Origin of the sequence: Actinokineospora bangkokensis (assembly GCF_001940455.1) — a bacterium.
GTDB lineage: Bacteria > Actinomycetota > Actinomycetes > Mycobacteriales > Pseudonocardiaceae > Actinokineospora > Actinokineospora bangkokensis.
The window spans coordinates 602,916-627,131 of the sequence record NZ_MKQR01000028.1 but is presented as its reverse complement, the minus strand read 5'-3'; the positions used below and the strand labels follow the sequence as shown (position 1 = coordinate 627,131).

General features: G+C 73.8%; 26 protein-coding genes and 1 pseudogene. 12 read left to right on the top strand and 15 right to left on the bottom strand.

Annotated elements, in window-relative coordinates; genetic code table 11:
- The first annotated feature begins 102 nt into the window (after window positions 1-102).
- The gene (locus tag BJP25_RS29890) at window positions 103-1,248 is read left to right on the top strand and encodes an Mrp/NBP35 family ATP-binding protein (RefSeq protein ID WP_075978321.1); all 1,146 of its coding nucleotides are present in this window, start codon (window positions 103-105) and stop codon (window positions 1,246-1,248) included.
- 69 nt (window positions 1,249-1,317) lie between these two features.
- Here the strand turns inward: BJP25_RS29890 and tatB are convergent, their stop codons facing one another.
- The 4 genes from tatB to sigE form a co-directional block, all read right to left on the bottom strand.
- Window positions 1,318-1,704 carry a Sec-independent protein translocase protein TatB gene (gene tatB / locus BJP25_RS29885; RefSeq protein WP_075978320.1) on the bottom strand — a complete coding sequence of 129 codons (387 nt, stop codon included), beginning with the start codon at window positions 1,702-1,704 and terminating at the stop codon, window positions 1,318-1,320.
- A gap of 44 nt (window positions 1,705-1,748) precedes the next feature.
- Window positions 1,749-3,251 (bottom strand): S1C family serine protease, encoded by a 1,503-nt coding sequence (locus BJP25_RS29880; protein ID WP_075978319.1) that lies wholly within the window; start codon window positions 3,249-3,251, stop codon window positions 1,749-1,751.
- Window positions 3,252-3,716: 465 nt separating this feature from the next.
- Window positions 3,717-4,325, bottom strand: a complete 609-nt coding sequence (locus BJP25_RS29875) for an anti-sigma factor family protein (protein WP_075978318.1) — start codon at window positions 4,323-4,325, stop codon at window positions 3,717-3,719.
- Window positions 4,322-4,915, bottom strand: a complete 594-nt coding sequence (gene sigE, locus BJP25_RS29870; RefSeq protein WP_198943649.1) for an RNA polymerase sigma factor SigE — start codon at window positions 4,913-4,915, stop codon at window positions 4,322-4,324. Before sigE ends, BJP25_RS29875 begins: the two co-directional genes overlap by 4 nt.
- Window positions 4,916-5,138: 223 nt before the next feature.
- Between sigE and BJP25_RS29865 the strand changes: the two genes are divergently transcribed.
- Window positions 5,139-5,786 (top strand): O-methyltransferase, encoded by a 648-nt coding sequence (locus tag BJP25_RS29865; protein ID WP_075978317.1) that lies wholly within the window; start codon window positions 5,139-5,141, stop codon window positions 5,784-5,786.
- Window positions 5,787-6,080: 294 nt separating this feature from the next.
- On the opposite strand, the gene glgC is transcribed toward BJP25_RS29865, so the two are convergent.
- Complete coding sequence (glgC, locus tag BJP25_RS29860; protein ID WP_075978316.1) at window positions 6,081-7,298, bottom strand: glucose-1-phosphate adenylyltransferase; 1,218 nt, start codon at window positions 7,296-7,298, stop codon at window positions 6,081-6,083.
- Window positions 7,299-7,418: 120 nt separating this feature from the next.
- Between glgC and glgA the strand changes: the two genes are divergently transcribed.
- On the top strand, window positions 7,419-8,585 hold the full coding sequence (glgA, locus tag BJP25_RS29855) for a glycogen synthase (RefSeq protein WP_075978540.1): 1,167 nt from the start codon (window positions 7,419-7,421) through the stop codon (window positions 8,583-8,585).
- A gap of 35 nt (window positions 8,586-8,620) precedes the next feature.
- Window positions 8,621-9,079 carry a GtrA family protein gene (locus tag BJP25_RS29850; RefSeq protein ID WP_084794700.1) on the top strand — a complete coding sequence of 153 codons (459 nt, stop codon included), beginning with the start codon at window positions 8,621-8,623 and terminating at the stop codon, window positions 9,077-9,079.
- Here BJP25_RS29850 and BJP25_RS29845 read toward each other — a convergent pair.
- The gene (locus BJP25_RS29845) at window positions 9,064-10,557 is read right to left on the bottom strand and encodes a leucyl aminopeptidase family protein (RefSeq protein ID WP_075978315.1); all 1,494 of its coding nucleotides are present in this window, start codon (window positions 10,555-10,557) and stop codon (window positions 9,064-9,066) included. The genes BJP25_RS29850 and BJP25_RS29845 overlap by 16 nt on opposite strands.
- Before the next feature lie 56 nt (window positions 10,558-10,613).
- Window positions 10,614-10,781, bottom strand: a complete 168-nt coding sequence (locus tag BJP25_RS29840; protein ID WP_075978314.1) for a DUF3117 domain-containing protein — start codon at window positions 10,779-10,781, stop codon at window positions 10,614-10,616.
- A gap of 283 nt (window positions 10,782-11,064) precedes the next feature.
- Between BJP25_RS29840 and BJP25_RS29835 the strand changes: the two genes are divergently transcribed.
- A complete protein-coding gene (locus BJP25_RS29835) occupies window positions 11,065-11,856 on the top strand; it encodes an enoyl-CoA hydratase-related protein (RefSeq protein ID WP_075978313.1) in 792 nt (263 codons plus the stop codon).
- A 590-nt stretch (window positions 11,857-12,446) separates the two neighbouring features.
- Here BJP25_RS29835 and BJP25_RS29830 read toward each other — a convergent pair.
- The 3 genes and pseudogenes from BJP25_RS29830 to BJP25_RS29820 all read right to left on the bottom strand — a co-directional run bounded on the left by BJP25_RS29830 (window position 12,447) and on the right by BJP25_RS29820 (window position 13,751).
- A pseudogene (locus BJP25_RS29830) lies at window positions 12,447-13,006 on the bottom strand (DNA-3-methyladenine glycosylase I).
- Complete coding sequence (locus tag BJP25_RS29825) at window positions 13,003-13,446, bottom strand: SRPBCC family protein (protein ID WP_075978312.1); 444 nt, start codon at window positions 13,444-13,446, stop codon at window positions 13,003-13,005. The pseudogene BJP25_RS29830 and the gene BJP25_RS29825 overlap by 4 nt, the downstream one beginning before the upstream one ends.
- Window positions 13,443-13,751 carry a DivIVA domain-containing protein gene (locus tag BJP25_RS29820; RefSeq protein WP_075978311.1) on the bottom strand — a complete coding sequence of 103 codons (309 nt, stop codon included), beginning with the start codon at window positions 13,749-13,751 and terminating at the stop codon, window positions 13,443-13,445. The genes BJP25_RS29825 and BJP25_RS29820 overlap by 4 nt, the downstream gene beginning before the upstream one ends.
- A 69-nt stretch (window positions 13,752-13,820) precedes the next feature.
- Here BJP25_RS29820 and BJP25_RS29815 point away from each other — a divergent pair, with 69 nt between their 5' ends.
- Window positions 13,821-14,273, top strand: a complete 453-nt coding sequence (locus BJP25_RS29815; RefSeq protein WP_075978310.1) for a GNAT family N-acetyltransferase — start codon at window positions 13,821-13,823, stop codon at window positions 14,271-14,273.
- Window positions 14,274-14,345: 72 nt separating this feature from the next.
- Here the strand turns inward: BJP25_RS29815 and BJP25_RS29810 are convergent, their stop codons facing one another.
- Both BJP25_RS29810 and dapE read right to left on the bottom strand, forming a co-directional pair.
- The gene (locus BJP25_RS29810; protein ID WP_075978309.1) at window positions 14,346-15,146 is read right to left on the bottom strand and encodes a cutinase family protein; all 801 of its coding nucleotides are present in this window, start codon (window positions 15,144-15,146) and stop codon (window positions 14,346-14,348) included.
- Between the two features lie 109 nt (window positions 15,147-15,255).
- Window positions 15,256-16,329 (bottom strand): succinyl-diaminopimelate desuccinylase, encoded by a 1,074-nt coding sequence (gene dapE / locus BJP25_RS29805; RefSeq protein ID WP_084794698.1) that lies wholly within the window; start codon window positions 16,327-16,329, stop codon window positions 15,256-15,258.
- A gap of 36 nt (window positions 16,330-16,365) precedes the next feature.
- Between dapE and dapD the strand changes: the two genes are divergently transcribed.
- The 3 genes from dapD to BJP25_RS29790 all read left to right on the top strand — a co-directional run bounded on the left by dapD (window position 16,366) and on the right by BJP25_RS29790 (window position 18,845).
- Window positions 16,366-17,352 (top strand): 2,3,4,5-tetrahydropyridine-2,6-dicarboxylate N-succinyltransferase, encoded by a 987-nt coding sequence (dapD, locus tag BJP25_RS29800; RefSeq protein WP_198943629.1) that lies wholly within the window; start codon window positions 16,366-16,368, stop codon window positions 17,350-17,352.
- A 174-nt stretch (window positions 17,353-17,526) separates the two neighbouring features.
- Window positions 17,527-18,297 carry an LOG family protein gene (locus BJP25_RS29795; protein ID WP_075978307.1) on the top strand — a complete coding sequence of 257 codons (771 nt, stop codon included), beginning with the start codon at window positions 17,527-17,529 and terminating at the stop codon, window positions 18,295-18,297.
- Entirely contained in the window at window positions 18,279-18,845 is a 567-nt protein-coding gene (locus BJP25_RS29790) for an LOG family protein (RefSeq protein ID WP_198943628.1), read from the top strand. Before BJP25_RS29795 ends, BJP25_RS29790 begins: the two co-directional genes overlap by 19 nt.
- A gap of 203 nt (window positions 18,846-19,048) precedes the next feature.
- On the opposite strand, the gene BJP25_RS29785 is transcribed toward BJP25_RS29790, so the two are convergent.
- Window positions 19,049-19,714: a lysophospholipid acyltransferase family protein gene (locus BJP25_RS29785; RefSeq protein WP_075978305.1), complete on the bottom strand. Its 666-nt coding sequence runs from the start codon at window positions 19,712-19,714 to the stop codon at window positions 19,049-19,051.
- Window positions 19,715-19,851: 137 nt separating this feature from the next.
- Here BJP25_RS29785 and folP point away from each other — a divergent pair, with 137 nt between their 5' ends.
- The gene (folP, locus tag BJP25_RS29780; protein ID WP_075978304.1) at window positions 19,852-20,721 is read left to right on the top strand and encodes a dihydropteroate synthase; all 870 of its coding nucleotides are present in this window, start codon (window positions 19,852-19,854) and stop codon (window positions 20,719-20,721) included.
- A complete protein-coding gene (locus BJP25_RS29775; protein WP_233158333.1) occupies window positions 20,718-21,626 on the top strand; it encodes a glucosyl-3-phosphoglycerate synthase in 909 nt (302 codons plus the stop codon). The genes folP and BJP25_RS29775 overlap by 4 nt, the downstream gene beginning before the upstream one ends.
- A 19-nt stretch (window positions 21,627-21,645) precedes the next feature.
- On the opposite strand, the gene dapC is transcribed toward BJP25_RS29775, so the two are convergent.
- Together dapC and fdxA are read right to left on the bottom strand one after the other, a co-directional pair.
- Complete coding sequence (gene dapC / locus BJP25_RS29770; protein ID WP_075978303.1) at window positions 21,646-22,734, bottom strand: succinyldiaminopimelate transaminase; 1,089 nt, start codon at window positions 22,732-22,734, stop codon at window positions 21,646-21,648.
- On the bottom strand, window positions 22,731-23,051 hold the full coding sequence (fdxA, locus tag BJP25_RS29765) for a ferredoxin (protein ID WP_075978302.1): 321 nt from the start codon (window positions 23,049-23,051) through the stop codon (window positions 22,731-22,733). Before fdxA ends, dapC begins: the two co-directional genes overlap by 4 nt.
- Before the next feature lie 134 nt (window positions 23,052-23,185).
- Between fdxA and BJP25_RS29760 the strand changes: the two genes are divergently transcribed.
- Complete coding sequence (locus BJP25_RS29760) at window positions 23,186-23,920, top strand: GNAT family N-acetyltransferase (protein WP_075978301.1); 735 nt, start codon at window positions 23,186-23,188, stop codon at window positions 23,918-23,920.
- The last annotated feature ends 296 nt before the right edge of the window (window positions 23,921-24,216 follow it).

Sequence of the window (24,216 nt, the reverse complement as noted above, 5' to 3'; positions counted from 1 at the left end):
GCGGCATCGGCGCGCGCACGCCCGGCATTGACAACGGCCATTGCCAACCGCGGCCGCGGGGTGTGTCCCCGGGCACGTGCTACCCGCCCGTAGCATGGACCGGTGACCACCACCGAGCATGTCCCCAGCGCCGAGGCCGTGCGGACGGCACTGGCCGGTGTGCAGGACCCCGAGATCCACCGGCCCATCACCGACCTGGGCATGGTCAAGGACGTGACCGTGCACCCGGACGGGCGGGTCGACGTCGCCGTCTACCTCACCGTGGCGGGCTGCCCGCTCCGCGACAAGATCACCAAGGACGTGACCGCCGCGGTGTCGGCGCTGCCCGGGGTGTCGTCGGTGGCGGTCGAGCTGGACGTGATGAACGACGAGCAGCGCACCGCCCTGCGCAAGCAGCTGCGCGGCGACACCGAGGAGCCGCGCATCCCGTTCGCCGAGCCCGGCTCGCTGACCAGGGTGTACTGCGTGGCCTCCGGCAAGGGCGGGGTCGGCAAGTCCAGCGTCACGGTGAACCTGGCGGTGGCCATGGCCCGCCGCGGGGTCAAGGTCGGCATCGTCGACGCCGACATCTACGGCCACTCCATCCCGCGCATGGTCGGCTCCCGCGAGAAGCCCACCAAGGTCGAGAAGATGATCCTGCCGCCGGAGGCCAACGGCGTGAAGGTCATCTCCATCGGCATGTTCACCCCCGGCAACACCCCGGTGGTCTGGCGCGGCCCCATGCTGCACCGCGCCCTCCAGCAGTTCCTCGCCGACGTGTTCTGGGGCGACCTGGACGTGCTGCTGCTCGACCTGCCCCCCGGCACCGGCGACATCGCCATCTCGGTCGCCCAGCTCATCCCCAACGCCGAGATCCTCGTCGTCACCACCCCCCAGCAGGCCGCCGCCGAGGTCGCCGAGCGCGCCGGCTCCATCGCCCTGCAGACCCGCCAGCGCGTCGCGGGCGTCATCGAGAACATGTCCTGGCTGGAGATGCCCGACGGCACCCGCATGGAGCTCTTCGGCTCCGGCGGCGGCCAGCTCGTCGCCGACTCCCTCAGCCGCTCCGTGGGCTCCACCGTCCCCCTCCTGGGCCAGGTCCCCCTCGACCCGCGCCTGCGCGAAGGCGGCGACGAGGGCACCCCGCTGGTCGTCGCCCAGCCCGACGCCCCCGCGGCCAAGGTCCTCACCGAGGTCGCGGGCAAGCTCTCCATCCGCGCCCGCGGCCTGGCGGGCCGCATGCTGTCCGTCTCACCCGCGGGCCGCTAGACCCGATCAACGCGGAAGGGGCGGTGGGACCACGTCGGTCCTACCGCCCCTTCGGCGTTCGCGGGGTGCTCAGGTGGCGTCGGGGTCGACCTTGGGGGTCTCGCCGGGCTTGAGGGGGTCCGCGGGGCGCGGGGGGAGGGGGGGTTGGGTGGCGGCGTAGCCGTTGGGCTTGACGCCGTTGCCGTTGGTGTCGTCGCCGAAGAGGGTGCTGGTGACGATGCGCTTGGGGTCGAAGTTGCGCAGCTGCTGGAGGTCCTGGAGGGGCTTGCGCAGCTCCTCGAAGTCCGGGCCCAGTTCGTTCTTGAGCTGGTCGCGGGCGCCGGTGGCGTACTCGCGGACCTTGCGGATGGTGCGGCCGACCCAGGCCGCGGCGGAGGGCAGGCGTTCCGGGCCGAGGATGAACAGGCCCGCGATGCCCAGGACCAGGATCTCGGCCCAGCCGACGCTCTCGAACACCGCTGCTCCACCTTCCGGTTTGCCGCCGACCCCAGGGTAGCCGGTCAGTCCGAGCGCAGGGTGACCTGAACGGTCAGCTCGCGGCCCTGCCTGGCCAGCACCACCGGCACGGTGTCGCCGGGCTGGTGCTGGCGGACCGCGACGGTGAGCTCGGCGGCGTTGCGGACCTGGCGGTCACCGACCTTGCGGATGACGTCGCCCTCGGCGATGCCCGCCGCCGCGGCGGCGCCGCCGTCGGTGACGTTGACGACCTGGGCGCCCTCGGCGGTCTCGGCGGAGACCGACTTGGCGTTGGCGCCGAGGTCGGCGTGCTTGACCGCGCCGTCGCGGATGATCGTCTCGGCGATGCGCTTGGCGTCGTTGCCCGGGATCGCGAAGCCCAGGCCCACCGAGCCGGTGTTGCCCTCGCTGGAGCGGATCGCGGAGTTGATGCCGATCAGCGCGCCGGTGGAGTCGACCAGCGGGCCGCCGGAGTTGCCCTGGTTGACCGAGGCGTCGGTCTGGATGGCGTCGTAGGTGATCGGCGCCTCGCCGTTCTCCCCGCCCGCGGTGAGCGGGCGGTGCAGCGCCGAGACGATGCCCTGGGTGACGGTGTCGGCCAGGCCCAGCGGGGACCCGATCGCGATCACCGAGTCGCCCACCTGCAACCGGTCGGAGTCGCCGAACTGGAGCACCGTCGGGTTGGTGACGTTGACCTTGATCACGGCCAGGTCGGTCTTCGGGTCGGTGCCCACCACCCGCGCCTCGGCCCGGGTGCCGTCGGTGAACAGCGCGGTGATCTTGGCGCTGCCGTCCGCGCGGCCCTCCAGGGTGACCACGTGCCAGTTGGTGACGATGTAGCCGGACCCGTCGATCATGACCCCGGAGCCGAACCCGCCGCCCTGGTCCACCCGCACCTCGATCGACACCACCGCGGGCCGCACCCGCTGGGCGATGTCGGCCACCGAGCCGGGCGCGCGCTCCACGCTCTCCTCGACCTGGGCCAGGGTGACGTCGCTGGTCAGCGCGTCCCCGCCGCGGGCGACCGCCCACCCCACCAGGCCACCGGCGGCGCCCACCACCAGCGCGATGACGCCCAGCAGCACCAGCGCCAGCGGCTTGACCCGCCTGCCGAACAGCACCTCCGGCAGGCTCAACTGCGTGCCGACGCCGCCCGGGCCGGCCGCGCCGTCGGGGGCGTCGGGGTCCTTCGGCACCGCGGGCGGGCCGATGACCGCGCCCGCGGACGGGTCGCGCCACGGGTCTTCGTCCTCGCCCCACACGTGCTCGGGGTCCTCAGCACCGCCGTGCCCCGCGGCGGGCGGGCGCTGCAACCGCACACCGCTGTCGGCGGGCGTGCGCCCGAACGCCGACGCCAGCGACTCCGGCGTGGGCGGGGCGGCGGGCAGCGACCCCAGCGCGGGCGCGGCGGGCGCGTGCGGGGAGAAGGCACCGGACACCCCGGCAGGCCGCCCGAACGCGGCCGCGGCAGCCGGGTCGACCGCGGGCCGGTCCACCGGCCTGGGTCCGATCCGCTGCTGGTCGGGGTCGAGGTTCTGCTGAGTCATCAAGGGTGAACAGTGCCAAATGGCTGGTGAAGTGGGTGTGGGGCTTGTCCTTGGGGCGTGCGTTGGGCCCGTTCGCGTTGGTGCCCGTTCGGTGGGGGCCTGTCCTCGGGGGCCGCGAGTGTGTAACTCGGTGGAGGCGGAATCAAGGGCGCCCTGCGGGCGTCGCTTCGCGATGGGCTTCGCCCACCCTTGACACCGCCTCCACCGAGCTACGAGCGGCCAGGACTGGGTCAGGCCCAGGTGTGAGCACAGCCCATGACCACTGGCTCAGCTGAGCGGTGTTGGGGGTGCCGGGGGGTTGGTGGGGCTGGGCACCATGGATTGCGGGGTGGGCGTGAGGCTGGCCAAACGACGGCTTTTAGGGACCGAGGCTCGCCTTCGGCGTCGTGAGGGGGTGGGGATAGGTGGGGGTACGCGAGAAGCCGCCTCCGGAGGGCAGGAGGCGGCTTCTGCTGGGGGTGGGGCTTATCTGGCGGCTACCAGGCCGAAGGTGGGGGCTTGGGCGGCCAGGGGCGGGGTGGGGGTGCTGAGGAAGCCCGCGGGTTCGATGTCGGGCTGGGGTTGGGCGGGGGTGGGTGGGGTGCTGGGGCCGGTGTTGACCAGGGCCAGCGCACCCAGGACGAGGCCGGAGACGACGACGCCTGCGCCTTGGGCTGCTCGGCGGCTGGGCTTGCGGCCCAGGACGGTGGGGCCTTGGCCCAGGCGGGGGGAGGAGCCGAGGGGGGCGGAGGCGCCGAAGGGGACCTTGTCGGGGGTGGTGGGGAGGGCCTCGGGGCGTTGGACGGCGACGAGCTGGCCGTCGTCGGTGACCGCGAGGTTGTCGGGGGCCGAGGGGAGGTCGACCTCCTGGGGGATGGCCTGGAGGGCGGCGAGCAGGCCCGCGGGCATGCTGGGGGCCGGGGCGGTGCGGACCGCGGCGCGGGCTTGGCGCTGGGCGGTGACCTCGGCGGCGCAGAAGGGGCAGCGGGCGAGGTGGGCGGTGGCCCGGTCGTGCGGCGTGCGGCCGAGTTCGCCGTCGACGAAGGCGACGACGGCGTCCGGCATCAGGTGCTGGTCGGACAGCCCGAACGTCATGCCAGTGCCTCCTGGGAGAGGGCGCGGCGCCGCTCCAGCGACGCGCGCAGGGCCTGGCGGCCCCGGTGGATCCTGCTCCGCACGGTACCCAGCTTCACCCCGAGGGTGGCGCCGATCTCCTCGTAGGACAGCCCCTCCACGTCGCACAGCACGACGGCGGCGCGGAACTCCGGGGGCAGCTCGTCCAGCGCGGCCTGCAGGTCGGGGTCGAGGTGGGTCTCGCCGTAGACCTGCTCCGGGCTGGGGTCGTCGCCCGCGAGGCGGTCGGTGTCCTCGGGCAGCGCCTCCATGCGCAGCCGCGAGCGGCGCCGGGCCATGTCGAGGAACAGGTTGGTGGTGATGCGGTGCAGCCAGCCCTCGAAGGTGCCCGGCTTGTACGACGCCAGCGACCGGAACACCCGGATGAAGGTCTCCTGGGTGAGGTCCTCGGCGTCGTGGGCGTTGCCGGTGAGCCGGTAGGCCAGCCGGTAGACGCGGTCGCCGTGCTCGCGGACGACCTCGTCCCACGACGGCGGCGTCCACGCCGCGTCGTCGATCTGGACCGGGGCGGGCTCCGCGGCCGCGGTGCCCGGGGTCTTCGTGGCGGGGATGCGCACCTCCAGTGACGTGTCCTCGTCCTTCACAACGCCCGCGCGTGCCATCGTGTTCCCCCGCTCCCGGGTCGACCCCGTCCTCGCCATGGCCTCCACTGTGGGGTACCCCCATGTGCCCCCGGTGAGAACCGGCTGAGGAGAGCCTGAGAAAACGACCCCGGGGTGACCTTCCGGTCGAGTTCACCCGAATTCCCCACCGACGGCGCTAACCTGCGTTCCCGTGGGACCGGAATCGCCCGCCGTGGACCCGGCGGACCTGCGCGCGTTCGTCGGGGGCTTCCAGCCCGAGGACGACTCGCTGTCCGCCGCGCGCGCCACCGCCCTGCGGCTCGGCTCGGTCCCGACCAGCCCGGGCACCGGCGCGGTCCTGCGGTTCCTCACCAGTGTGCTGCGCGCGAAGGCCGTTGTCGAGGTGGGGACGGGGCTGGGCGTGTCCGGGCTGTACCTGCTGCGCGGGATGGCCCCGGACGGGGTGCTGACCTCCATCGACCTCGACCCCGAGCACCAGCGGCTGGCCAAGCGCACCTTCACCGCCGCGGGCATCGCCCCCGGCCGCACCCGGCTGATCATGGGCCGGGCGCTGGACGTGCTCCCCCGGCTCACCGACGGCGGCTACGACCTGCTGTTCGTCGACGGCTCCAAGCCCGAGTACCCCGAGTACCACGAGCAGGGCGTGCGGCTGCTGCGCCCGGGCGGGGTGCTCGCCTTCGCCGACGTCCTGTGGGAGGGCCGCATCGCCTCCGCAGCCCACCGCGACCCGGACACCCTGGGCGTCCGCGAGGCGGCCAAGGCCATCCGCGAAGACCCCCGCCTAGTCCCCCTCCTGCTCCCCGTGGGCGAAGGCCTCCTGGTAGCCGCCAAGGCCTGACCCACCCCACCCTCCTGCACACCACCTTCCTGGCACACCAGCCGGGAACGACGCCAGATGCGCACAGGGGCAGGTGGCAGCCAACAACGCCAACCCCACCCACCGAGCAACCACCCACCCAACCGCCAGCCGTCACACCAAGCCGGGAACGATGCCGGGCGGGGACGCGGGGGGCAAGCGGCACCCAACAACACCACCCCGCCCCGCGAGTAACCACCCACCCAACCGCCAGCCGTCACACCAGGCCGGGAACGATGCCGGGCGGGGACGAGGGGGCGGGTGGCGGGAGAAATCCTACGCCGTACTGGCACCCTTGCCGAGCACGACGACGCCGCTGGAGCTGACGGTGTAGCGGGCGCGGTCGGCCTCCAGGTCGACCCCCAGCGTGGTGCCGTCGGCGACGGTGACGTTCTTGTCCAGGATGGCCCGGCGCACGGTGGCGCCCTTGCCCACGCGGGCGCCCGGCAGCAGCACGCTGCCCTCGACGACGGCGCCGTCCTCGATGGTCACGTCGGCGCTGATCACCGAGTCGACCACGCGGGCGCCGGAGACGATGGTGCCCGGGCCGACGATGGACTCCGTCGCGCTGCCGCTGTTGACGAACTTGGCGGGCGGCAGCGGCGGGGTGGCGGTGCGGATCGGCCACTTCTGGTTGTAGAGGTTGAACACCGGGTGCACCGACACCAGGTCCATGTGCGCGTCGTAGTAGGCGTCGAGCGTCCCCACGTCGCGCCAGTAGCCGCGGTCGCGCTCGGTCTCGCCGGGCACCTGGTTGTCGGCGAAGTCGTAGACGTAGGCCTCGCCGGTGGACACGAGCATGGGGATGATGTCGCCGCCCATGTCGTGCACGGAGTCCTTGTTCGCCGCGTCGGCGCGCAGCGCGTCGAGCAGGGCGCCGGTGGAGAACAGGTAGTTGCCCATCGAGGCGAAGGTGACGTCGGGGTCGTCGGGCACCGCGGGCGGGTCGGCGGGCTTCTCCAGGAAGCGGGTGATCTTGCCGGTCTCGTCGGAGTCGATGCAGCCGAACGCGCGGGCCTCCGCGCGCGGCACCCGGATGCCCGCGACGGTCACGCCCGCGCCGGTCTCGATGTGCCGCTCCAGCATCTGGCCCGGGTCCATCCGGTAGACGTGGTCGGCGCCGAAGACGGCGATGTAGTCGGGGTCCTCGTCGTGCACGAGGTTGAGCGACTGGTAGATCGCGTCGGCGCTGCCGGTGTACCAGCGCGGGCCCAGGCGCTGCTGGGCGGGCACCGGGGTGACGTACTGGCCCAGGACGTTCGACAGCCGCCAGGTGGTCGAGATGTGCCGGTCCAGCGAGTGCGACTTGTACTGCGTCAGCACGCACAGCCGGTGGAACCCGGCGTTCACCAGGTTCGACAGCACGAAGTCGACGAGGCGGTAGTTGCCCGCGAACGGCACGGCGGGTTTGGCGCGGTCCGCCGTCAGGGGCCACAGCCGCTTGCCCTCACCGCCCGCCAACACGATCCCGAGTACCCGCGGCTGGCCCTTCACAGCGTTGACCCTAACGGGCGGTGGGGGTGCGGTGCCACACGTGATCGCCTCGATTGCCGAGGCGTTCACCCGGCAGCCGCAGTGCGTTCGGGGCCGGGGGCGAGCGGCTACCGTGTGCGCGTGCGGATCGGACTGCTGACGAGGGAGTACCCGCCGGAGGTCTACGGCGGGGCGGGCGTGCACGTGGAGTTCCTCGTGCCCCGGTTGCGGGAGCTGGTGGAGGTCGACGTGCACTGCATGGGCGCCCCCCGCTCGGGGGCGGTGGCGCACAACCCGGCGCCCGGGTTGGACGGTGCGAACGCCGCGCTGCGCACCCTCTCGGCGGACCTGTCGATGACGGCCGCGGTGGACGCGGTCGACCTGGTGCACTCGCACACCTGGTACGCCAACCACGCCGGGCACCTGGCGCAGCTGCTGCACGGCGTCCCGCACGTGGTCACCGCGCACTCGCTGGAGCCGCGCAGGCCGTGGAAGGCCGAGCAGCTCGGCGGCGGCTACCGGCTGTCGTCCTGGGTGGAGCGCACCGCCTACGAGGCCGCCGACGCGATCATCGCGGTCAGCGACGGGATGCGCGCCGACGTGCTCGACTGCTACCCCTCGCTGGACCCGGCCAAGGTGCACGTGGTGCGCAACGGCATCGACGCCACCGCCTACCGCCCGGTGACCGAGGTGGACGCGCTGCGCGCGCACGGCATCGACCCGGACCGGCCGATCGTGCTGTTCGTCGGGCGGATCACCCGGCAGAAGGGCGTGGCCCACCTGGTCGCCGCGGCCCACCACATCGACGCGGGCGCGCAGGTCGTGCTGTGCGCGGGCGCCCCGGACACCCCGGAGATCGCCGAGGAGACCAGGGTCGCGGTCGCGGAGCTGGCGGCGGCGCGGCCGGGGGTGTTCTGGATCCAGAAGATGCTGGCGCCCGCGGAGGTGCGGCAGCTGCTCAGCCGCGCGGCGGTGTTCGTCTGCCCGTCGGTGTACGAGCCGCTGGGCATCGTGAACCTGGAGGCGATGGCCTGCTCGACGGCGGTGGTGGCCTCCGACGTGGGCGGCATCCCCGAGGTGGTCGTGGACGGCGGCACCGGGCTGCTGGTGCACTACGCGCCGGACGCGGAGCCGCAGTTCCGCAGCGGGCTGGCCGACGCGGTCAACGAGCTGCTGGCCGACCCGGAGCGGGCGCGGGCGATGGGCGAGGCGGGCCGGGAGCGCGCGGTGCGCGAGTTCTCCTGGGCGTCGGTGGCCGAGCAGACGGTGGCGGTCTACGAGGCGGCGCGAACGTCGCACGGCGGCTGAGGACGGCGTCAGCGAGCCGGACGTAGGGTGGAGGAGTGCGTCCCCACCTGCGCAAACCAGCGTTCTCCCGGTACGCGGTCGCGTCCTTGGCCGCGACCGCGACCAGCCAGCTGGTGCTGTTCGCGCTCTACCGGTGGGCGGGCGTCGACGCCGCCCTGGCCGGGCTGGTCGCCTTCGTCGTCGGCGCCGTGCCGCGCTTCGTGCTGCTGCGCTGGTGGGCCTGGGACCGGCACGGCCGCGCGCACCTGACCGGCCAGCTCACCGGGTACGCGGTCACCACCGCGCTCGGCGGGCTGGTGTCGGTCGCGCTGACCGCGGGCGCGGACTGGTTGGTGGGGCCGCTGGTGGCCGACCCGGACGCGCGCGCCCTGGTGCTCAACGCCGCGTACGTGCTGAGCGGGTTGCCGGTGTTCCTGGCGAAGTACGCGGTGCTGGACCGGTTGTTCGCCCCCGCCCCCGAGCCGCCCGCCGTGCGGACCTACTCGGCGGCGTAGGAGGCGACGAACTCCACCAGGGTGCGCGCGGCGAAGCCGGTGCCCCCGGGGCTGACGTCGTCGTAGTGCTTGTCCGCGCGCGCCGGGCCCGCGATGTCCAGGTGCGCCCACGGCAGGCCCGCTGTGAACTCCCGCAGGAACAGCGCCGCCGTGATGCCCCCAGGCCCCGGCGGGCCCTGCCGGACGTCGGCGAGGTCGCTGACCACGGCGTCGGCGAACTCGTCGAGCAGCGGCATCCGCCACCACGCCTCGCCCGCCCGCTCCCCCGCCGCCCGGACCCGCTCGGCCAGCGCGTCCTCGCTGGCGAACAGCCCGCCGGTGCGCAGGCCCAGCGCCACCTTCATCGCCCCGGTCAGCGTGGCCACGTCCACCAGCACGTCCACGCCGAGGGTGTCCACCGCGTGCACCAGCGCGTCGGCCAGCACGATGCGGCCCTCGGCATCGGTGTTGCTGATCTCGGAGGTCTTGCCGCCGTGGTGGCGCACGACGTCGCCGGGCCGGTAGGCGCTGCCCGAGACGTGGTTCTCCGCGCACGGCACCAGCGCGCTGACCCGCACCGGCAGTTCGAGCCGGGCGACGGCGAGGGTGGCGGCGATGACGGCGGCGCCGCCGGACATGTCGGTGCGCATCAGGTGCATGCCGTCGGCGGGCTTGATGGAGATGCCGCCGGTGTCGAAGGTGATGCCCTTGCCGATCAGGCCCAGGTGCGGGCCGGTGGCACCGGGGGGCGACCAGGTCAGGTGCAGCAGCCGCGGCGGGCGGGTCGACCCGCCGCCGACGGCGAGCACCCCGCCGAACCCGTTGGCGGTCAACCACCGCTCGTCGTGGACGGTGGCGGTCAACCCGGGCACCCGGCCCGCCGCGCGGGCGGCGGTGCGGGCGAGCCAGGCGGGGTCCTTGACGTTGGACGGGGTGTTGGCCAGGTCGCGGGCGAACGCGGTGGCCGAGGCCAACACCACCGACCGGTGCACCGCGGCCGCCACCAGGGCGCGCTGCTCGGCGTCGGGCACCACCAGCCGGGCGGTGCGCAGCCGGGCGGGCCGCTCCTCGGCGGTGACGGTGAACCGGTAGCCGCCCAGCGCCAGCCCCCTGGCGAGCTGGGCGGCCTCGTCCGGTCCGGCGTCGGGGGGCAGGGCCAGCGCGAGCCCGCGCCCGGGCCCGTCGCCGTCCCGGTCGGCCTCCACGGCGCGCACCAGCGCCACCCCCGCCGCGCGGTAGTCCGCCGGGGTGCCCCCGCCGACGCCGAGCACCCAGTCCGCCGCCGACGCCGCCGGGGCGGCCCGCACCTCACCGGCGGACCCGGTGAGCGCCACGTCGCCCACCCAGTCCGCGGTCAGGTCGTCGCCACCCGGGCCGAGCAGCGGCGGGCCCTCCGGCGCGGCGCGGCTGAGCACGACGCGCGCGTGCCCCGCCCTGGCCGAGGCCGCGACCTCCACGGCGGGCAGCGTCGTCGGCAGGGTGGGCACCGGCGTGGACAAGGTTCCTCCGAGCGGCGGGGGTGGGGCGGCGGCGTGGGGTGGTGCTGGGGCGGGGCTCAGCCGGAAGCGGCCTTCAGCGCCTCGCCGAGGTTGACCGCCTCCTCCGGGGTCATCTCGACCACCAGGCGCCCACCGCCCTCCAGCGGGACGCGCATCACGATGCCCCGGCCCTCCTTCGTCACCTCAAGGGGACCGTCTCCGGTCCGGGGCTTCATGGCCGCCATAGCGTGCTCCCTCCGTCATCGCCTGCCCACCCGCCGCCGCACCGCGCGCAGCGGACCAGCGGGGTCGAGCCACATTGTCCCCCATCCGGTCGCGGCGGGTGAAATCGAACCGATCATCGCGTGTCGGGTGACCGGCCAGGATGGGTCCGCCCGGGTGGTCGCGGGCCCCCGGCCCCGGCGGGCCGGTCACCGTCCGCGTCCCCCGCACCCCCTGCGCGGCGGTCGGGCGGGGTCGGCCGGGGGTGGTATGCAGGCACCCGACGCCGTTCGACGAGGAGGCCCGATGTCCGAGAACCCGCTGCTGGTCACCGACACCGACGGGGTGCGCACCCTGACGCTGAACCGGCCGGACTCGTTCAACTCCCTCACCGTCGAGCTCAAGGAGGCCCTGCGCGCCGCGCTGGAGGGCGCCGCCGACGACGACGCCGTGCGCGCCGTCGTCCTCACCGGGGCGGGCCGCGCCTTCTGCGCGGGCCAGGACCTCAAGGAGCACATCGCCCTGCTGCGCGCCGACGACCCCGCCCCGCTCTCCACCGTCGAGCGCCACTACAACCCGATCGTCACGGCCATCACCACCATGCCCAAGCCCGTCATCGCCGCGGTCAACGGCATGGCCGCGGGCGCAGGCGCCTCCTTCGCCTACGCCTGCGACCTGCGCATCGCCGCCGACTCCGCCAAGTTCCTCATGGCCTTCGCCAACGTCGGCCTCACCGCCGACTCCGGCGCGGCCTGGACCCTGCCCCGCCTCATCGGCTACGGCCGCGCCATGGAGATGATGCTGCTCGCCAAGCCGGTCACCGCGGAGGAAGCCCTCCGGATCGGCATGGTGGGGCAGGTCCTGCCCGCCGCGGAGGTCCTGCCCGCGGCGCTCGCCCTCGCGGGCCGGATGGCCGCCGGGCCGACCACGGCGTACGGGCTGATCAAGGAGGCGATGCTGGCCTCCGCGGGGGGCGGGTTGGCGGAGGGGTTGGCCGTGGAGGGCGACACGCAGCGGCGGGCGGGGTCGACCGCGGACCACCGGGAGGCGGTGGAGGCGTTCGTGGCCAAGCGGGAGGCGCGGTTCCTGGGGCGGTGATCGGTGTGCCGCGCTTGGTGGCGCTTGGTGGCGCTTGGAGAAGATCACCCGGTTCAGTGATGGTTGTTTCGGGCATTTCGGGTGGAGTTGTCCACAGGCAAGATCGTTGCGGCTTTGTTTGCGCTGGTCAGCGGGTAGAATGGCCGCAAGGGACCAGAGCCCCTTGGGTGGGTGGGGGCTGCGGATGGTGACGCGTGGGGGCGTGTGGAGTTGATCTTGGCTTGGTGTGGACGGGGTTGCTGGGCTTAGTGGGGGCCTGTCCTCGGGGGCCGCGAGTGTGTAACTCGGGAGGTGGCGCGTCAAGGGCGCCTTCGGCGTCGCTTCGCGATGGGCTGCGCCCACCCTTGACACACCACCTCCCGAGCTACGAGCGGCCAGGACTGGGTCAGGCCGGGGTGTAGGCAACGCCGTGACTGTTTGGCTCAGTTGAGCGGTGTCGGGGTGCCGGCCTGTTGTGGGGGCTGGGCGCGTGGGGTTGCGGGGTGGGGGTGGCGTTGGCCGAACGACGGCTTTAACGACCAGTGGGCTCGCCTTCGGCTTCGTGGGAGGGAGGTGAGAAGGGAGAAAGGAGAAAGGAGAAAGGAGAGGGGTTAGGGGATGGGGGTGGGGGTGCGCCAGCAGGTCGAGATGTGGTCGTTGACCATTCCTGTGGCTTGCATGAGCGCGTAGCAGGTGGTGGGACCGACGAAGGTGAAGCCTCGCTTTTTGAGGGCTTTGGACATGGCCTTCGACTGGTCGGTGGTGGCTGGGACGTCGGCGGGGGTTGTGGGGGTGGGGGTGGGGGGTTGGGGGCGAAGCTCCAGAGGAGGGTGTCGAGGTCTTCTTCGAGGGCGAGGACCGCTTTGGCGTTGGTGATGGTGGCGGCGATCTTCGCGCGGTTGCGGACTATCCCCTCGTCGGCCATGAGGCGGTCGATGTCGGGGGTGGTGAAGGTGGCGACGTGGTCGGGGTTGAAGTCCTGGAAGGCCTTCCGGAAGTTGTCGCGCTTGCGGAGGATGGTGATCCAGGAGAGGCCGGACTGGAAGGCCTCCAGGCTGATGCGCTCGAAGAGGGCGTCGCGGCCGTGGAGGGGGACTCCCCACTCCTCGTCGTGGTAGCGCTGGTAGAGGTCGGAGGAGTCGGCCCAGGGGCAGCGGGGCTTCTCCGTCACCGGCGGGACTCGGCGAAGCGGGCGAAGCGGGTGAGGGAGTGGCGGACGCCGAGGCGGAAGGCGGGGCCCGCAAGGGTCCAGCCCCACTGGCCGAGCTTGCCCAGGGGGAGGTCGAGGCGTTCGTGCCAGATGAAGGTGGAGGCGTCGGTGCCGCGGGGTTGGACCTCGAAGAGGCCGGTGCCGCGGACGACGCGGCCGGTGTGCTCGACCTCGACGCGGTGGGGGGCCTGCCAGGTGGTGATGCGCATGGTGTCGGTGAAGCCGAGGCCCAGGACGCCGGTGAAGGCGCTCAGCGACGAGCCGACGCCCTTGCCGTCGCCGCCGGTGACGCGGACGCGGGTGCCGAGCATCCACTCGCCCTGGCGCTCCCAGTCGACCAGGGCCTCCCAGGTGACCTCCGGCGGGGCCGCGACCTCCACGCGCTCGGTGACGTCGGTCACTGGGCCACCTCCCCCGCGCGCTCGGACTCCAGCTCGGCGACCCGGGCGCGCAGGTCGTCCAGCTCGGTGCCCAGCCTGCGCAGCACCCAGTCGACCTCGCTCATCTTGTAGCCGCGCAGGGCCAGCTGGAAGCGGACGCCGCGCAGGTCGTCGCCGGTGATGGCCTCGGCGGGCAGGCGGGTGGGCGAGGCGCCGGGGGGCAGCGGGGGCAGCTCCTCACCCCGGCCGAACACGACCGAGGCCAGCAGGAACACCACCGCCGCCACGAGCACCATGACGACGAGGTAGATGAGTGCGGTGGTCACACCCTGATCGTGGCACGACCCGGGCGCCCCGGGTTGCCGACACAGCGCGCCGGTCCGGACGATGGGGACATGGCCGACAGACTCACCCCCGCCGACTGGGTGCGGTTCCGCTCGCTGCGGCTCACCGCCCTGGCCGACAGCCCGCGCGCGTTCGCCTCCACCTACGCCCGCGAGCTGGCCTTCAGCGAGCGGGACTGGCGGGACTGGTTGGCCGACGCGGCGGTCTTCGCCGTCGGGTCCACCGGGGTCACCGGGGTGCGCCCGGACGACGACCGGCTGGAGCTCATCTCGATGTGGGTGGCGCCCGCCCACCGCGGCGGCAAGGTCGCCCAGGAGCTCGTCGACGCCGTGGTCGAGCACGCGCGCGGCACCGGGGTGGACGCGGTGACGGCGTGGGTGTGGGCGGAGAACGAGCGCGCGAAGCGGTTCTACGAGCGGGTCGGCTTCGTCCCGACCGGGTTCTCCGAACCCAACCCGGTGTTCACCGACCAGCTCGAACTGGAGCTGGCGCTGCCGCTCTGAGCCGACCCGAACCCGCCACCCACCACCGCGTCCCCACCCGGCGTCGTCCCCGGCCTGGGCGAGCCCCGGGCCTCAGCGGACGATGCCCGCCGCGCGCACGCCGTCCGACCAGCGCAGGATGTCGCGGGCGAGGGCGGGCGCGGCCAGGTGGTAGTCGGTGTGCGCGCCGTCCGGGCCCCAGCGGAAGGGCAGCCCGCCCTGCCCGCCCCCGCACGCCGGGTCCTTGCGCCAGCACAGCGAGCTGGCCGTCCACCCGGGCGGGAACGGCGGGATCTTGCTCAGCGCGATCGGGTTCTCCGGGAACAGCCCGAAGTACAGGTGGTTGATGCCGAAGGTGGGGAACACCAGGTTGGACAGGCCCTCACCGACGTCGTTGAACATCGGCAGGTAGCGGTCCTCGCTGGTGAAGTCGGGGTCGGCCAGCAGCAGCACCCGCATGCGCGGGTCGGGCCGCTGGTTCTGCAGCGCGCGGCGCACCACGTCCGACCCCTGCGAGTAGCCGACGATGGCGATGGTGCTGTTCGGGCAGTACGACCGCAGTGCGCCCAGGTCGGACAGCATCCGGTTCACCCCGTCGCGCACGCTCTCGGCGTAGGTGTGCACCAGGTCGGGGCGGCCCCAGCTCAGCTCCCAGACCACCGCCGGGTAGCCGTTGCCCTGCGCGCTGACCTCGCCGGGGCGCTGCCGCTGGAGCTCGGCGACCAGCGGGCCGATCTGGCTGCCGTACGGGCCCGCCTCCTCGCTGCCGCGCACCGCGTAGACGTGCAGCGCCTTGCAGAAGGTGCCCGTGGGCGCAGCGTCGCCCGACGGCGAGACCGTGAGGACCACCGCCACCGCGGCGGCCAGGGCGGCGAGGCCGCGGACGATGCGCATGGCTCTTAGAAATACCTGCGTGTCCAGAGCTGCGGCAATGGTCGGAGCACATTTGCGGCGGTGTTGCGGTGATGCTGAGCAAAAAGCGGCCGCCGGTTCCCGGCCCCGCTCACGCGTCGCCGAGGGCGAAGCGCCGCAGCACCTCGTGGCACCGGGTGATCTGCTCGACCGGCACGTGCTCCTGCTGGGTGTGGGCCAGGGTCGGGTCGCCCGGCCCGAAGTTCACCGCGGGGATGCCCAGCGCGGAGAACCGGGCCACGTCCGTCCACCCCAGCTTGGCCACCGGCCGCCCGCCCGCCGCCGCCACCAGCTGCTGGGCCGCGGACGCGGACAGGCCGGGCAGCGCACCCGCCGACAGGTCCTCCACCCGCAGGTCGAACCCGTCGAACACCGCGCGCACGTGCTCCTCGGCCTGCGCGGGCGAGCGGTCCGGGGCGAACCGGAAGTTGACCTTGAGCTGGGCCGCGTCCGGCACCACGTTGCCCGCCACCCCGCCCGAGACGTGCACCGCCTGCAGGCCCTCGCGGTAGGTGCAGCCGTCGATGTCGACCACCCGCGCCTCGTACGCCTCCAGCCTGCGCAGCGCCTCCCCGAGGGCGTGGATCGCGTTGCGCCCCATCCACGCGCGGGCGGTGTGCGCGCGGGCGCCGGTGGTGCCCAGCACCACCCGCATCGTGCCCTGGCAGCCCGCCTCCACCACGCCGTTGGACGGCTCGGCCACCACCGCCAGGTCGCCGCGCATCCACTCCGGCAGCTCGCGCTCCACCCGGCCGAGGCCGTTGCGGTCGGCGGCGATCTCCTCGCAGTCGTAGAACAGGAACGTCAGGTCGTGCACCGGCTCGGTGGCGGTCGCGGCCAGGTGCAGCAGCACCGCGTCGCCGCCCTTCATGTCGACGGTGCCCAGCCCGTGCAGCACCCCGCCCTCGCGGCGCGACGGCCAGTTGCCGTTGGCCGGGACGGTGTCGAGGTGACCGGCGAGCACCACCCGCGTGGGCCTGCCCAGGTCCGTGCGCGCCAGCACCGCGTTGCCCGAGCGCACCACCTCCAGGTGCGGGGCTTGGGCGGTCAGCGCGGCCTGCACCGCGTCGGCCAGCTCCGCCTCCTGCTCGGACTCGCTGAACACGTCCACCAGGGCGGCGGTCAGGTCGATCGGGTCGGCGGTGAGATCGAGCACGGGGGTCACGGGTGCGCACGCTACCCGCCCGCCGCACCGGCTACGGTGGCGCCTGTGAGCAGCGCAGCGACTGAGAGCACCGGCGCGCACGGCGTCGGCCTGGCCACCGTGACCAGCGGCGGGACCGTCCTGGACGTGTGGTTCCCGGACCCCAGGCTCGGCGGCGCGGGCCCCTCGGGCGTGCGCAGGCTGTCCGAGGACGAGGCCGTCGAGCACCTGGGCGCGGGCACCTCGGCGCTGCTCGGCCCGGACGCCGCGCGCGGGGTCGAGGTCGTCGCGGTGCGGGTCGACGTCGAGGACCTCCAGGCCCCGCCCGCCGACGCCCACGACGTGTACCTGCGCCTGCACCTGATCTCCCACCGGCTGGTGCGCCCGCACGGCACCAACCTCGACGGCGTGTTCGGCCTGCTGTCCAACGTCGTCTGGACCAACCACGGCCCGTGCCCGGTGGAGGGCTTCGAGCGGACCAGGATGGCGCTGCGCGCCCGCGGCCAGGTCACCGTGTACGGGGTCGACAAGTTCCCCCGCATGGTCGACTACGTCCTCCCGGCGGGCGTGCGGATCGCCGAGGCCGACCGGGTGCGCCTGGGCGCGCACCTGGCCCAGGGCACCACGGTCATGCACGAGGGCTTCGTCAACTACAACGCGGGCACCCTGGGCGCCTCCATGGTCGAGGGCCGCATCTCCGCGGGCGTGGTGGTCGGCGACGGCTCCGACGTCGGCGGCGGCGCCTCGATCATGGGCACCCTCTCCGGCGGCGGCAAGGAGGTCATCTCCCTGGGCGAGCGCTGCCTGCTCGGCGCCAACGCGGGCATCGGCATCTCGCTGGGCGACGACTGCGTGGTCGAGGCGGGCCTCTACGTCACCGCGGGCACGAAGGTGGTCCTGCCCGACGGCACCACCGCCAAGGCCAAGGACCTCTCCGGCCAGTCCGGCATCCTGTTCCGCCGCAACTCCACCACCGGCGCCGTCGAGGCCGTGCCGCGCACCGGCACCGGCATCGAGCTGAACGCCGCCCTGCACGCCAACTGAGCACCCGCGCGACGGCCGCCACCGGACCCCCGGTGGCGGCCGTCGCCGCGTCCAGCCCTCCCCCGGCGCGGGCCAGGGCACCCAGCCCCGCCCCGTCGAGTTCGCCCCGTGTTCCCCCGCCGTGCGCCGCCGCTCGGCCGACGGGGCGGGCGTGATCACCCTAGACTCGCGGCCGTGAGCACGGACCTGAACGACAACGGCACGCCCCGCGAGCGCCAGCGCGGACCGGTGACCCTGCGGCGCGACCGGTCGCACGAGCCGACCACCACCGACCAGCGCCTGCTCGACTCGCGCGGGCCCAGCGACTGGGTGCACACCGACCCGTGGCGGGTGCTGCGCATCCAGGCCGAGTTCGTCGAGGGCTTCGGGGCGCTGGCCGAGGTGCCGCGCGCGGTGACCGTGTTCGGCTCGGCCAGGACCAAGCCCGAGCACGAGGAGTACCAGCTCGGCATGCGGATCGGGGCGGCGCTCGCGCACGCCGGGTTCGCCGCGATCACCGGGGGCGGGCCGGGGGCGATGGAGGCGGTGAACCGGGGCGCGTCCGAGGCGGGCGGGTTCTCGGTGGGGCTGGGCATCGAGCTGCCGTTCGAGCAGGGCCTCAACCCGTGGGTCGACCTGGGCGTGAACTTCCGCTACTTCTTCGCCCGCAAGACCATGTTCATCAAGTACAGCCAGGCCTTCATCTGCCTGCCCGGCGGCTTCGGCACCCTCGACGAGCTGTTCGAGGCGCTGACGCTGGTGCAGACCAAGAAGGTCACGAAGTTCCCCGTGGTGCTCTTCGGCACCCAGTACTGGCAGGGCCTCTACGACTGGCTGCGCGACTCGGTGCTCGCGGGCGGCAAGGTCGGGGAAAAGGACATGGCGCTGCTGCACCTGACCGACGACGTCGACGACGCGGTGCGCGTGGTCGAGGAGGCGTACCAGGCGTGGAGCGACGCGCATTGAGCCACGCCGTCTGCGTCTACTGCGCGTCCAACTCCGGCGTGCCGCGCCACTACCTCGACCTCGCCGACGACGTGGGGGCCGGGCTGGCCGCGCGCGGCTGGTCGCTGGTGTGGGGCGGGGCCAGCGTGGCGATGATGGGCGCGGTGTCGCGGGCCGCCCGCCGCGGCGGCGCGCACACCCTCGGGGTGATCCCGCAGGGCCTGGTGGACCTGGAGGTCGCGGACCCGGGCGCCGACGAGCTGGTCGTCGTGGACACCATGCGCGAGCGCAAGCGGGTCATGGACGAGCGGGCGCAGGCGTTCCTGGCGCTGCCCGGCGGGCTGGGCACGCTGGAGGAGCTGTTCGAGGTCTGGACGGCGGGCTACCTGCGCATGCACGCCAAGCCGGTGGTGGTGCTCGACCCGGACGACCACTACGCCGGGCTGCTGGAGTGGTGCCGGTCGCTGGCGGCCAAGGGGTTCGTGTCCCCGGAGTCGCTGGACTTCCTCCGGGTGACCCGCGACGTCGAGGAGGCCCTGGACGCCGTCGCCCCCGCCCAGCCGGTGTGACGGGTCAACCCCGTGGGCGACGCACGGCCGTGGTGCCAGGTCGGGGACGATGCCGGGCGGGGACGAGGGGGCGGGCGGCGGGATAAGACAACACAGGGGCCGGCGGCGGGAGTGATCGACCCAGCTCAGGCGGCCGTGGTGCCAGGTCGGGAACGATGCCGGGCGGGGACGAGGGGGCGGGTGGCGGGAGAAGTGGACACAGCTCAGGCGGCCGGGCGCTTGTGGTAGCTGTCCACGTACTCCTGGCCGGACAGCTCCATCAGCGCGTACATGACCTCGTCGGTGACCGCGCGGCGGATGGGCAGCGAGTTGCCCAGGCCCTCGTAGCGGGAGAAGTCCAGCGGCTCGCCGAAGACGACCCGGATGCGGTGCGGGCGCGGGACGCGGGTGCCCGCGGGCTGCACGCGGTCGGTGCCGATGAGCGCGACCGGGACGACGCGGGCCTTGTGCTCCAGGGCGAGCTGGGCGACGCCGGTGCGGCCGCGGTGCAGCTTGCCGTCGAGCGAGCGGGTGCCCTCGGGGTGGATGGCGAACGCCTCGCCCCGGTCGAGCACGGCCCCCGCGACCTCCAGCGAGTGCAGCGCCGCGCGGCTGTTGTCCCGGTCAACCGGGATGGCGCCCAGCGCCCGGAACAGGGTGGCGACGAGCCTGCCCTTGACCGAGGTGCCGGTGAAGTACTCCGACTTGGCCAGGAAGGCGACCTTGCGGTCGAGCATCAGCGGCACGACGAAGCTGTCGACGACCGCGAGGTGGTTGATGGCCAGGATCACCGGGCCGCTGGTGGGCACCAGGTTCGCCCCGACGACGGTCGGGCGCAGGTACAGCTTCGCCAGGAACGACAGCACCGAGCGCAGCGCGCGGTAGAACACGGCGATCCCTCCGTAGGTCGGCCCCGTGGTGGCAGGCACCGACAAGCACTGTAGTCCCGCGCGGGGGCCGCGCCGCGCACCGGAGACCCCGGTCACCACCCCGGGTGACGGCGCTCGTGGCACGATCGGGAGCCGTGATGCCCGCACTGCGGTTCGGCCCGCGCCCGGTCGCCCCCGACCGCGCGCTGGTCATGGCGATCGTGAACCGGACGAAGGACTCCTTCTACGACGGCGGTGCCACCTTCGCCGAGGACGCCGCGCTGGCCGCGGTGGACCGGGCGGTCACCGAGGGTGCCGACATCGTCGACATCGGCGGGGTGCGCGCCGGTTCGCACGGCGAGCCGGTGGACGCCGCCGAGGAGGCCCGCCGGGTGGTGCCGTTCGTCGCCGCGGTCCGCGAGCGCCACCCCGACCTGGTGATCAGCGTCGACACCTGGCGGCACGAGGTGGGCAGGGCGGTGTGCGCCGCGGGCGCCGACCTGATCAACGACACCTGGGCGGGCGCGGACCCGCGGTTGGCCGAGGTGGCCGCGGAGTTCGGGGTGGGCATCGTCTGCTCGCACACCGGCGGCGCGGCCCCGCGCACCGACCCGCACCGGGTCCGCTACGCCGACGTGGTGGCCGAGGTGGTTGACGAGCTGGTCACCCGCGCGGAGCGGATGGTCTCGATCGGGGTTCCCCCGTCGGGGGTCCTCATCGACCCGACGCACGACTTCGGCAAGAACACCTGGCACGGCCTGGAGCTGCTGCGCCGGGTGGACGAGCTGGTCGGCACCGGGTGGCCGGTGCTCATGGCGCTGTCCAACAAGGACTTCATCGGCGAGGCGCTGGGGCTGGGCGTGGCCGACCGGGTGGAGGGCACCCTGGCCGCCACCGCGATCGCGGCCAGGGCGGGCGCCCGGGTCTTCCGCGCCCACCAGGTGCGCGCCACCCGCCGGGTGGTGGAGATGGCCGCCTCGATCGCGGGCACCCGCCCGCCCACCCGGGCCCTGCGGGCGCTGGCGTGACCCCGGTGGACCGGCTGCTGGCCACCCGCACCTGGCAGTGCCCGGACTGGTCGGTGCGCGAGCTGGCGGCGGCCAAGGGCGCGCGCACGGTGGCGGTCGTGCTGCCCGCGCTGGACGAGGAGGCCACCGTCGGCGCCGTGGTCGAGTCCGTCCGCCCGCTGCTCGGGGTGCTGGTGGACGACCTGGTGGTGGTCGACTCCGGGTCCACCGACGGCACCGCGGCCGCGGCGGCGCGCGCGGGCGCCAGGGTGGTCCACCGCGACGACGTGCTGCCCGACCTGCCGGTGCGCCCCGGCAAGGGCGAGGTGCTGTGGCGCTCGCTGGCGGCCACCGACGCCGACCTGCTCGTCTTCCTCGACTCCGACCTGGTCGACCCGGACCCGTCCTTCGCCCCCGGTCTGCTCGGCCCGCTGCTGACCGTCGACGGCGTGCACCTGGTCAAGGGCTTCTACCGCCGCCCCCTGCGCCTGGAGAGCGGCGGCGGCGGCCGGGTCACCGAGCTGATGGCCCGCCCCCTGCTCAACGCCCTGCGCCCGGACCTCTCCGGCGTCGTCCAACCCCTCGGCGGCGAGTACGCGGCCACCCGCGACTTCCTCACCACCGTCCCCTTCGCCCCCGGCTACGGCGTCGAGATCGGCCTGCTCCTCGACGCCCACGCCCGCTACGGCCTCGACGGCCTCGCCCAGGTCAACCTCGGCGTCCGCAAGCACCGCAACCGGTCGCTGGCGCAGTTGGGCGTGATGTCCCGCCAGATCCTCGGCACCGCCCTCTCCCGCTGCGGCATCGACTCCGCCGCGGCCGACTACACCCAGTTCACCCAGGTGGTCGACGAGTGGGTCCCCACCCACACCCCGGTCCTGCTCACCGACCGACCCCCCATGGCCGACCTCCTCGAACGCCGCTGAGCAGGTCAGGACAGGCAGGTCAGGTCAGGAGGCGGGCGGCGGCGGTGGCGATGCGGTCGTCGGGGGCGGTGAGGGCGATGCGGACGTGGTCGGGGGCCGCGGTGCCGTAGAAGGTGCCGGGGGCGGCGAGGATGCCCCGGTCGGCCAGCCAGGCGATCGTGTCGTCGGCGGGTTCGCCGCGGGTGGACCAGAGGTAGAGGCCCGCTTCGGAGTGGTCGACGCGGAAGCCCGCCTGCTCCAGGGCGGGCTTGAGGACCGCGCGGCGGGTGGCGTAGCGGGACTTCTGCTCGGCGACGTGGGTGTCGTCGTCGAGGGCGGCGCGCATGGCGGACTGCACGGGGTGGGGAACGATCATGCCCGCGTGCTTGCGGACCTCCAGCAGGGACTTGACCAGGGCGGGGTCGCCGCAGACGAAGCCCGCGCGGTAGCCCGCGAGGTTGGAGACCTTGGACAGCGAGTGGACCGCCAGCAGGCCCGTGGGGTCGCCGCCGCTGACCGAGGGGTGCAGGACCGAGACCGGCTCGGCGTCCCAGTGCAGCGACAGGTAGCACTCGTCGGAGACCACGACCGTGCCGCGCTCGCGGGCCCAGTCGACCACCTTGCGCAGGTGCTCGGCGGGCAGCACCCGGCCGGTGGGGTTGGACGGGGAGTTCAGCCAGATCATCGCCGGGGCCCGGGGGCCCAGCGACACCGTGCTGTCCGACCGGACCACCTCGGCGCCCGCCAGGCGGGCGCCGACGTCGTAGGTGGGGTAGGCCAGCTCCGGCACCACGACCACGCGGCCGCGGGCGCCCAGCAGGGTCGGCAGCCAGGCCACCAGCTCCTTGGAGCCGATGGTCGGCAGCACCGCGGCCTCGTCCACCCCGGTCACGCCGAAGCGGCGGGACAGGGCGCCGACCGCGGCCCGGCGCAGCTCCGGCGTGCCGTGCGTGGTCGGGTAGCCGGGGATGCCCGCTGCCGCCGCGAGGGCCTGCTGGACCTGCTGGGGAACCGGGTCCACCGGGGTGCCCACCGACAGGTCGACCACGCCGTCCGGGTGCGTCCGTGCCCGTGCGGCGTGGTCGGCCAGGGTGTCCCAGGGGAAGTCCGGGAGCGCGGGGGCGTTCACTCGCCGCGCGGGTCCAGGGCCTTGATCCAGTCCGGGTCGCCCGCGGTCTTGCCCGCCTTCGACGCCCCGCCCGGCGAGCCGATCTCGTTGAAGAAGTCCGAGTTGGCCTTGGTGTAGTTCGTCCACTGGTCGGGGACGTCGTCCTCGTAGTAGATGGCCTCGACCGGGCAGACGGGCTCGCAGGCACCGCAGTCAACGCACTCGTCGGGGTGGATGTAGAGCATCCGCTCGCCCTCGTAGATGCAGTCGACCGGGCACTCCTCGATGCACGCCTTGTCGAGGATGTCGACGCAGGGCTCGGCGATCACGTAGGTCACTGCGCTCTCCTGCTCCTTCGTGGTGTACTGCGCGCACTTCGGGAGGATGCGCGACGACCGACAGTATCCCGCGCTGGGCAACCCCGGGCGCACCCGGTGCCGGATAGCTCACAAACCACCGCGAGACTGCCGGGGTGAGCACCACCGAGGCCCTTGAGGTCATCTGCGCCCAGGCTTGGCCCGCGACCAGCACCCGCCCCCTGGGTTCGTGGCTGCTGCGCGCCTCCGGCGGGTACACCGGCCGGGCCAACAGCGCCCTGACCACGGGATCTCCCGGCGTCCCCCTGCCCGAGGCGCTGAGCCGGGTGGTCGAGTTCTCCGCCGAGCACGGCATCCGACCGACCGCGCAGGTGGTGGTGGGGTCGGAGTGGGACGAACGGCTGCCCGGCGAGGGGTGGGTCGTCAACCTGGCGCACCCGCGCGGGGCGGAGTCGTCGGTGCTGGTGTCCGCGCTGGAACCCGGGCAGGCAGGTGTGGGGTCGGACGTGGTGGTGCGCGCGGAGCCGCCTGCCGGGTGGTTCGAGGTCGTCCTGGGTGGACCGGCGGAGCCCGCGGCCGTCGCGGTGCTGACCTCGGGGCCGCGGCTGGGGTTCGCGGTGGTCGAGGTGGACGGCGAGGTGGTGGGCGGGATCAGGGGGTGCGTGGTGGAGGACTACCTGCACATCGGGGCGTTGCAGGTGCGGGAGGGGTGGCGGCGGGCGGGGGTGGCGCGGCGGTTGCTGGGCGCGTTGGACGCGTGGGCCGGGGGGTTGGGGGTGCGGTGGCGGGTGTTGCAGGTGGCCACGGGGAACGTGGCGGCGCACGCGTTGTACGCGGGATTGGGGTACTCGGAGTCGCACCGGTACCGGTACTGGGTGCCTGGGGTGTGATTCGGCTCGCCTTCGGCTTCGGGGGGGTGAGCATCGGGCTTCGCCCGATCTCCGGTCTTTCGGGGGCGGCTCGATGCGGTGGTTGCGCTTGGTCGGGGCCCCTACGGCGATCATGCGCTGCGGGCGGGGAAAAGGCGGGCTGAAAAGACGCCCGCCCGTCCCGTTGGGTAGCACATGATCGCCTCCCCCGACCAAGCACAACCACCCCATCGAGCAGCTGGGTAGCCGGGCCGCCTGCTGCTTGGGGGGTGCGGTGGGAAAAGACTGTGGGGCGGGTTGGGGGCGCTGGGGGGCTA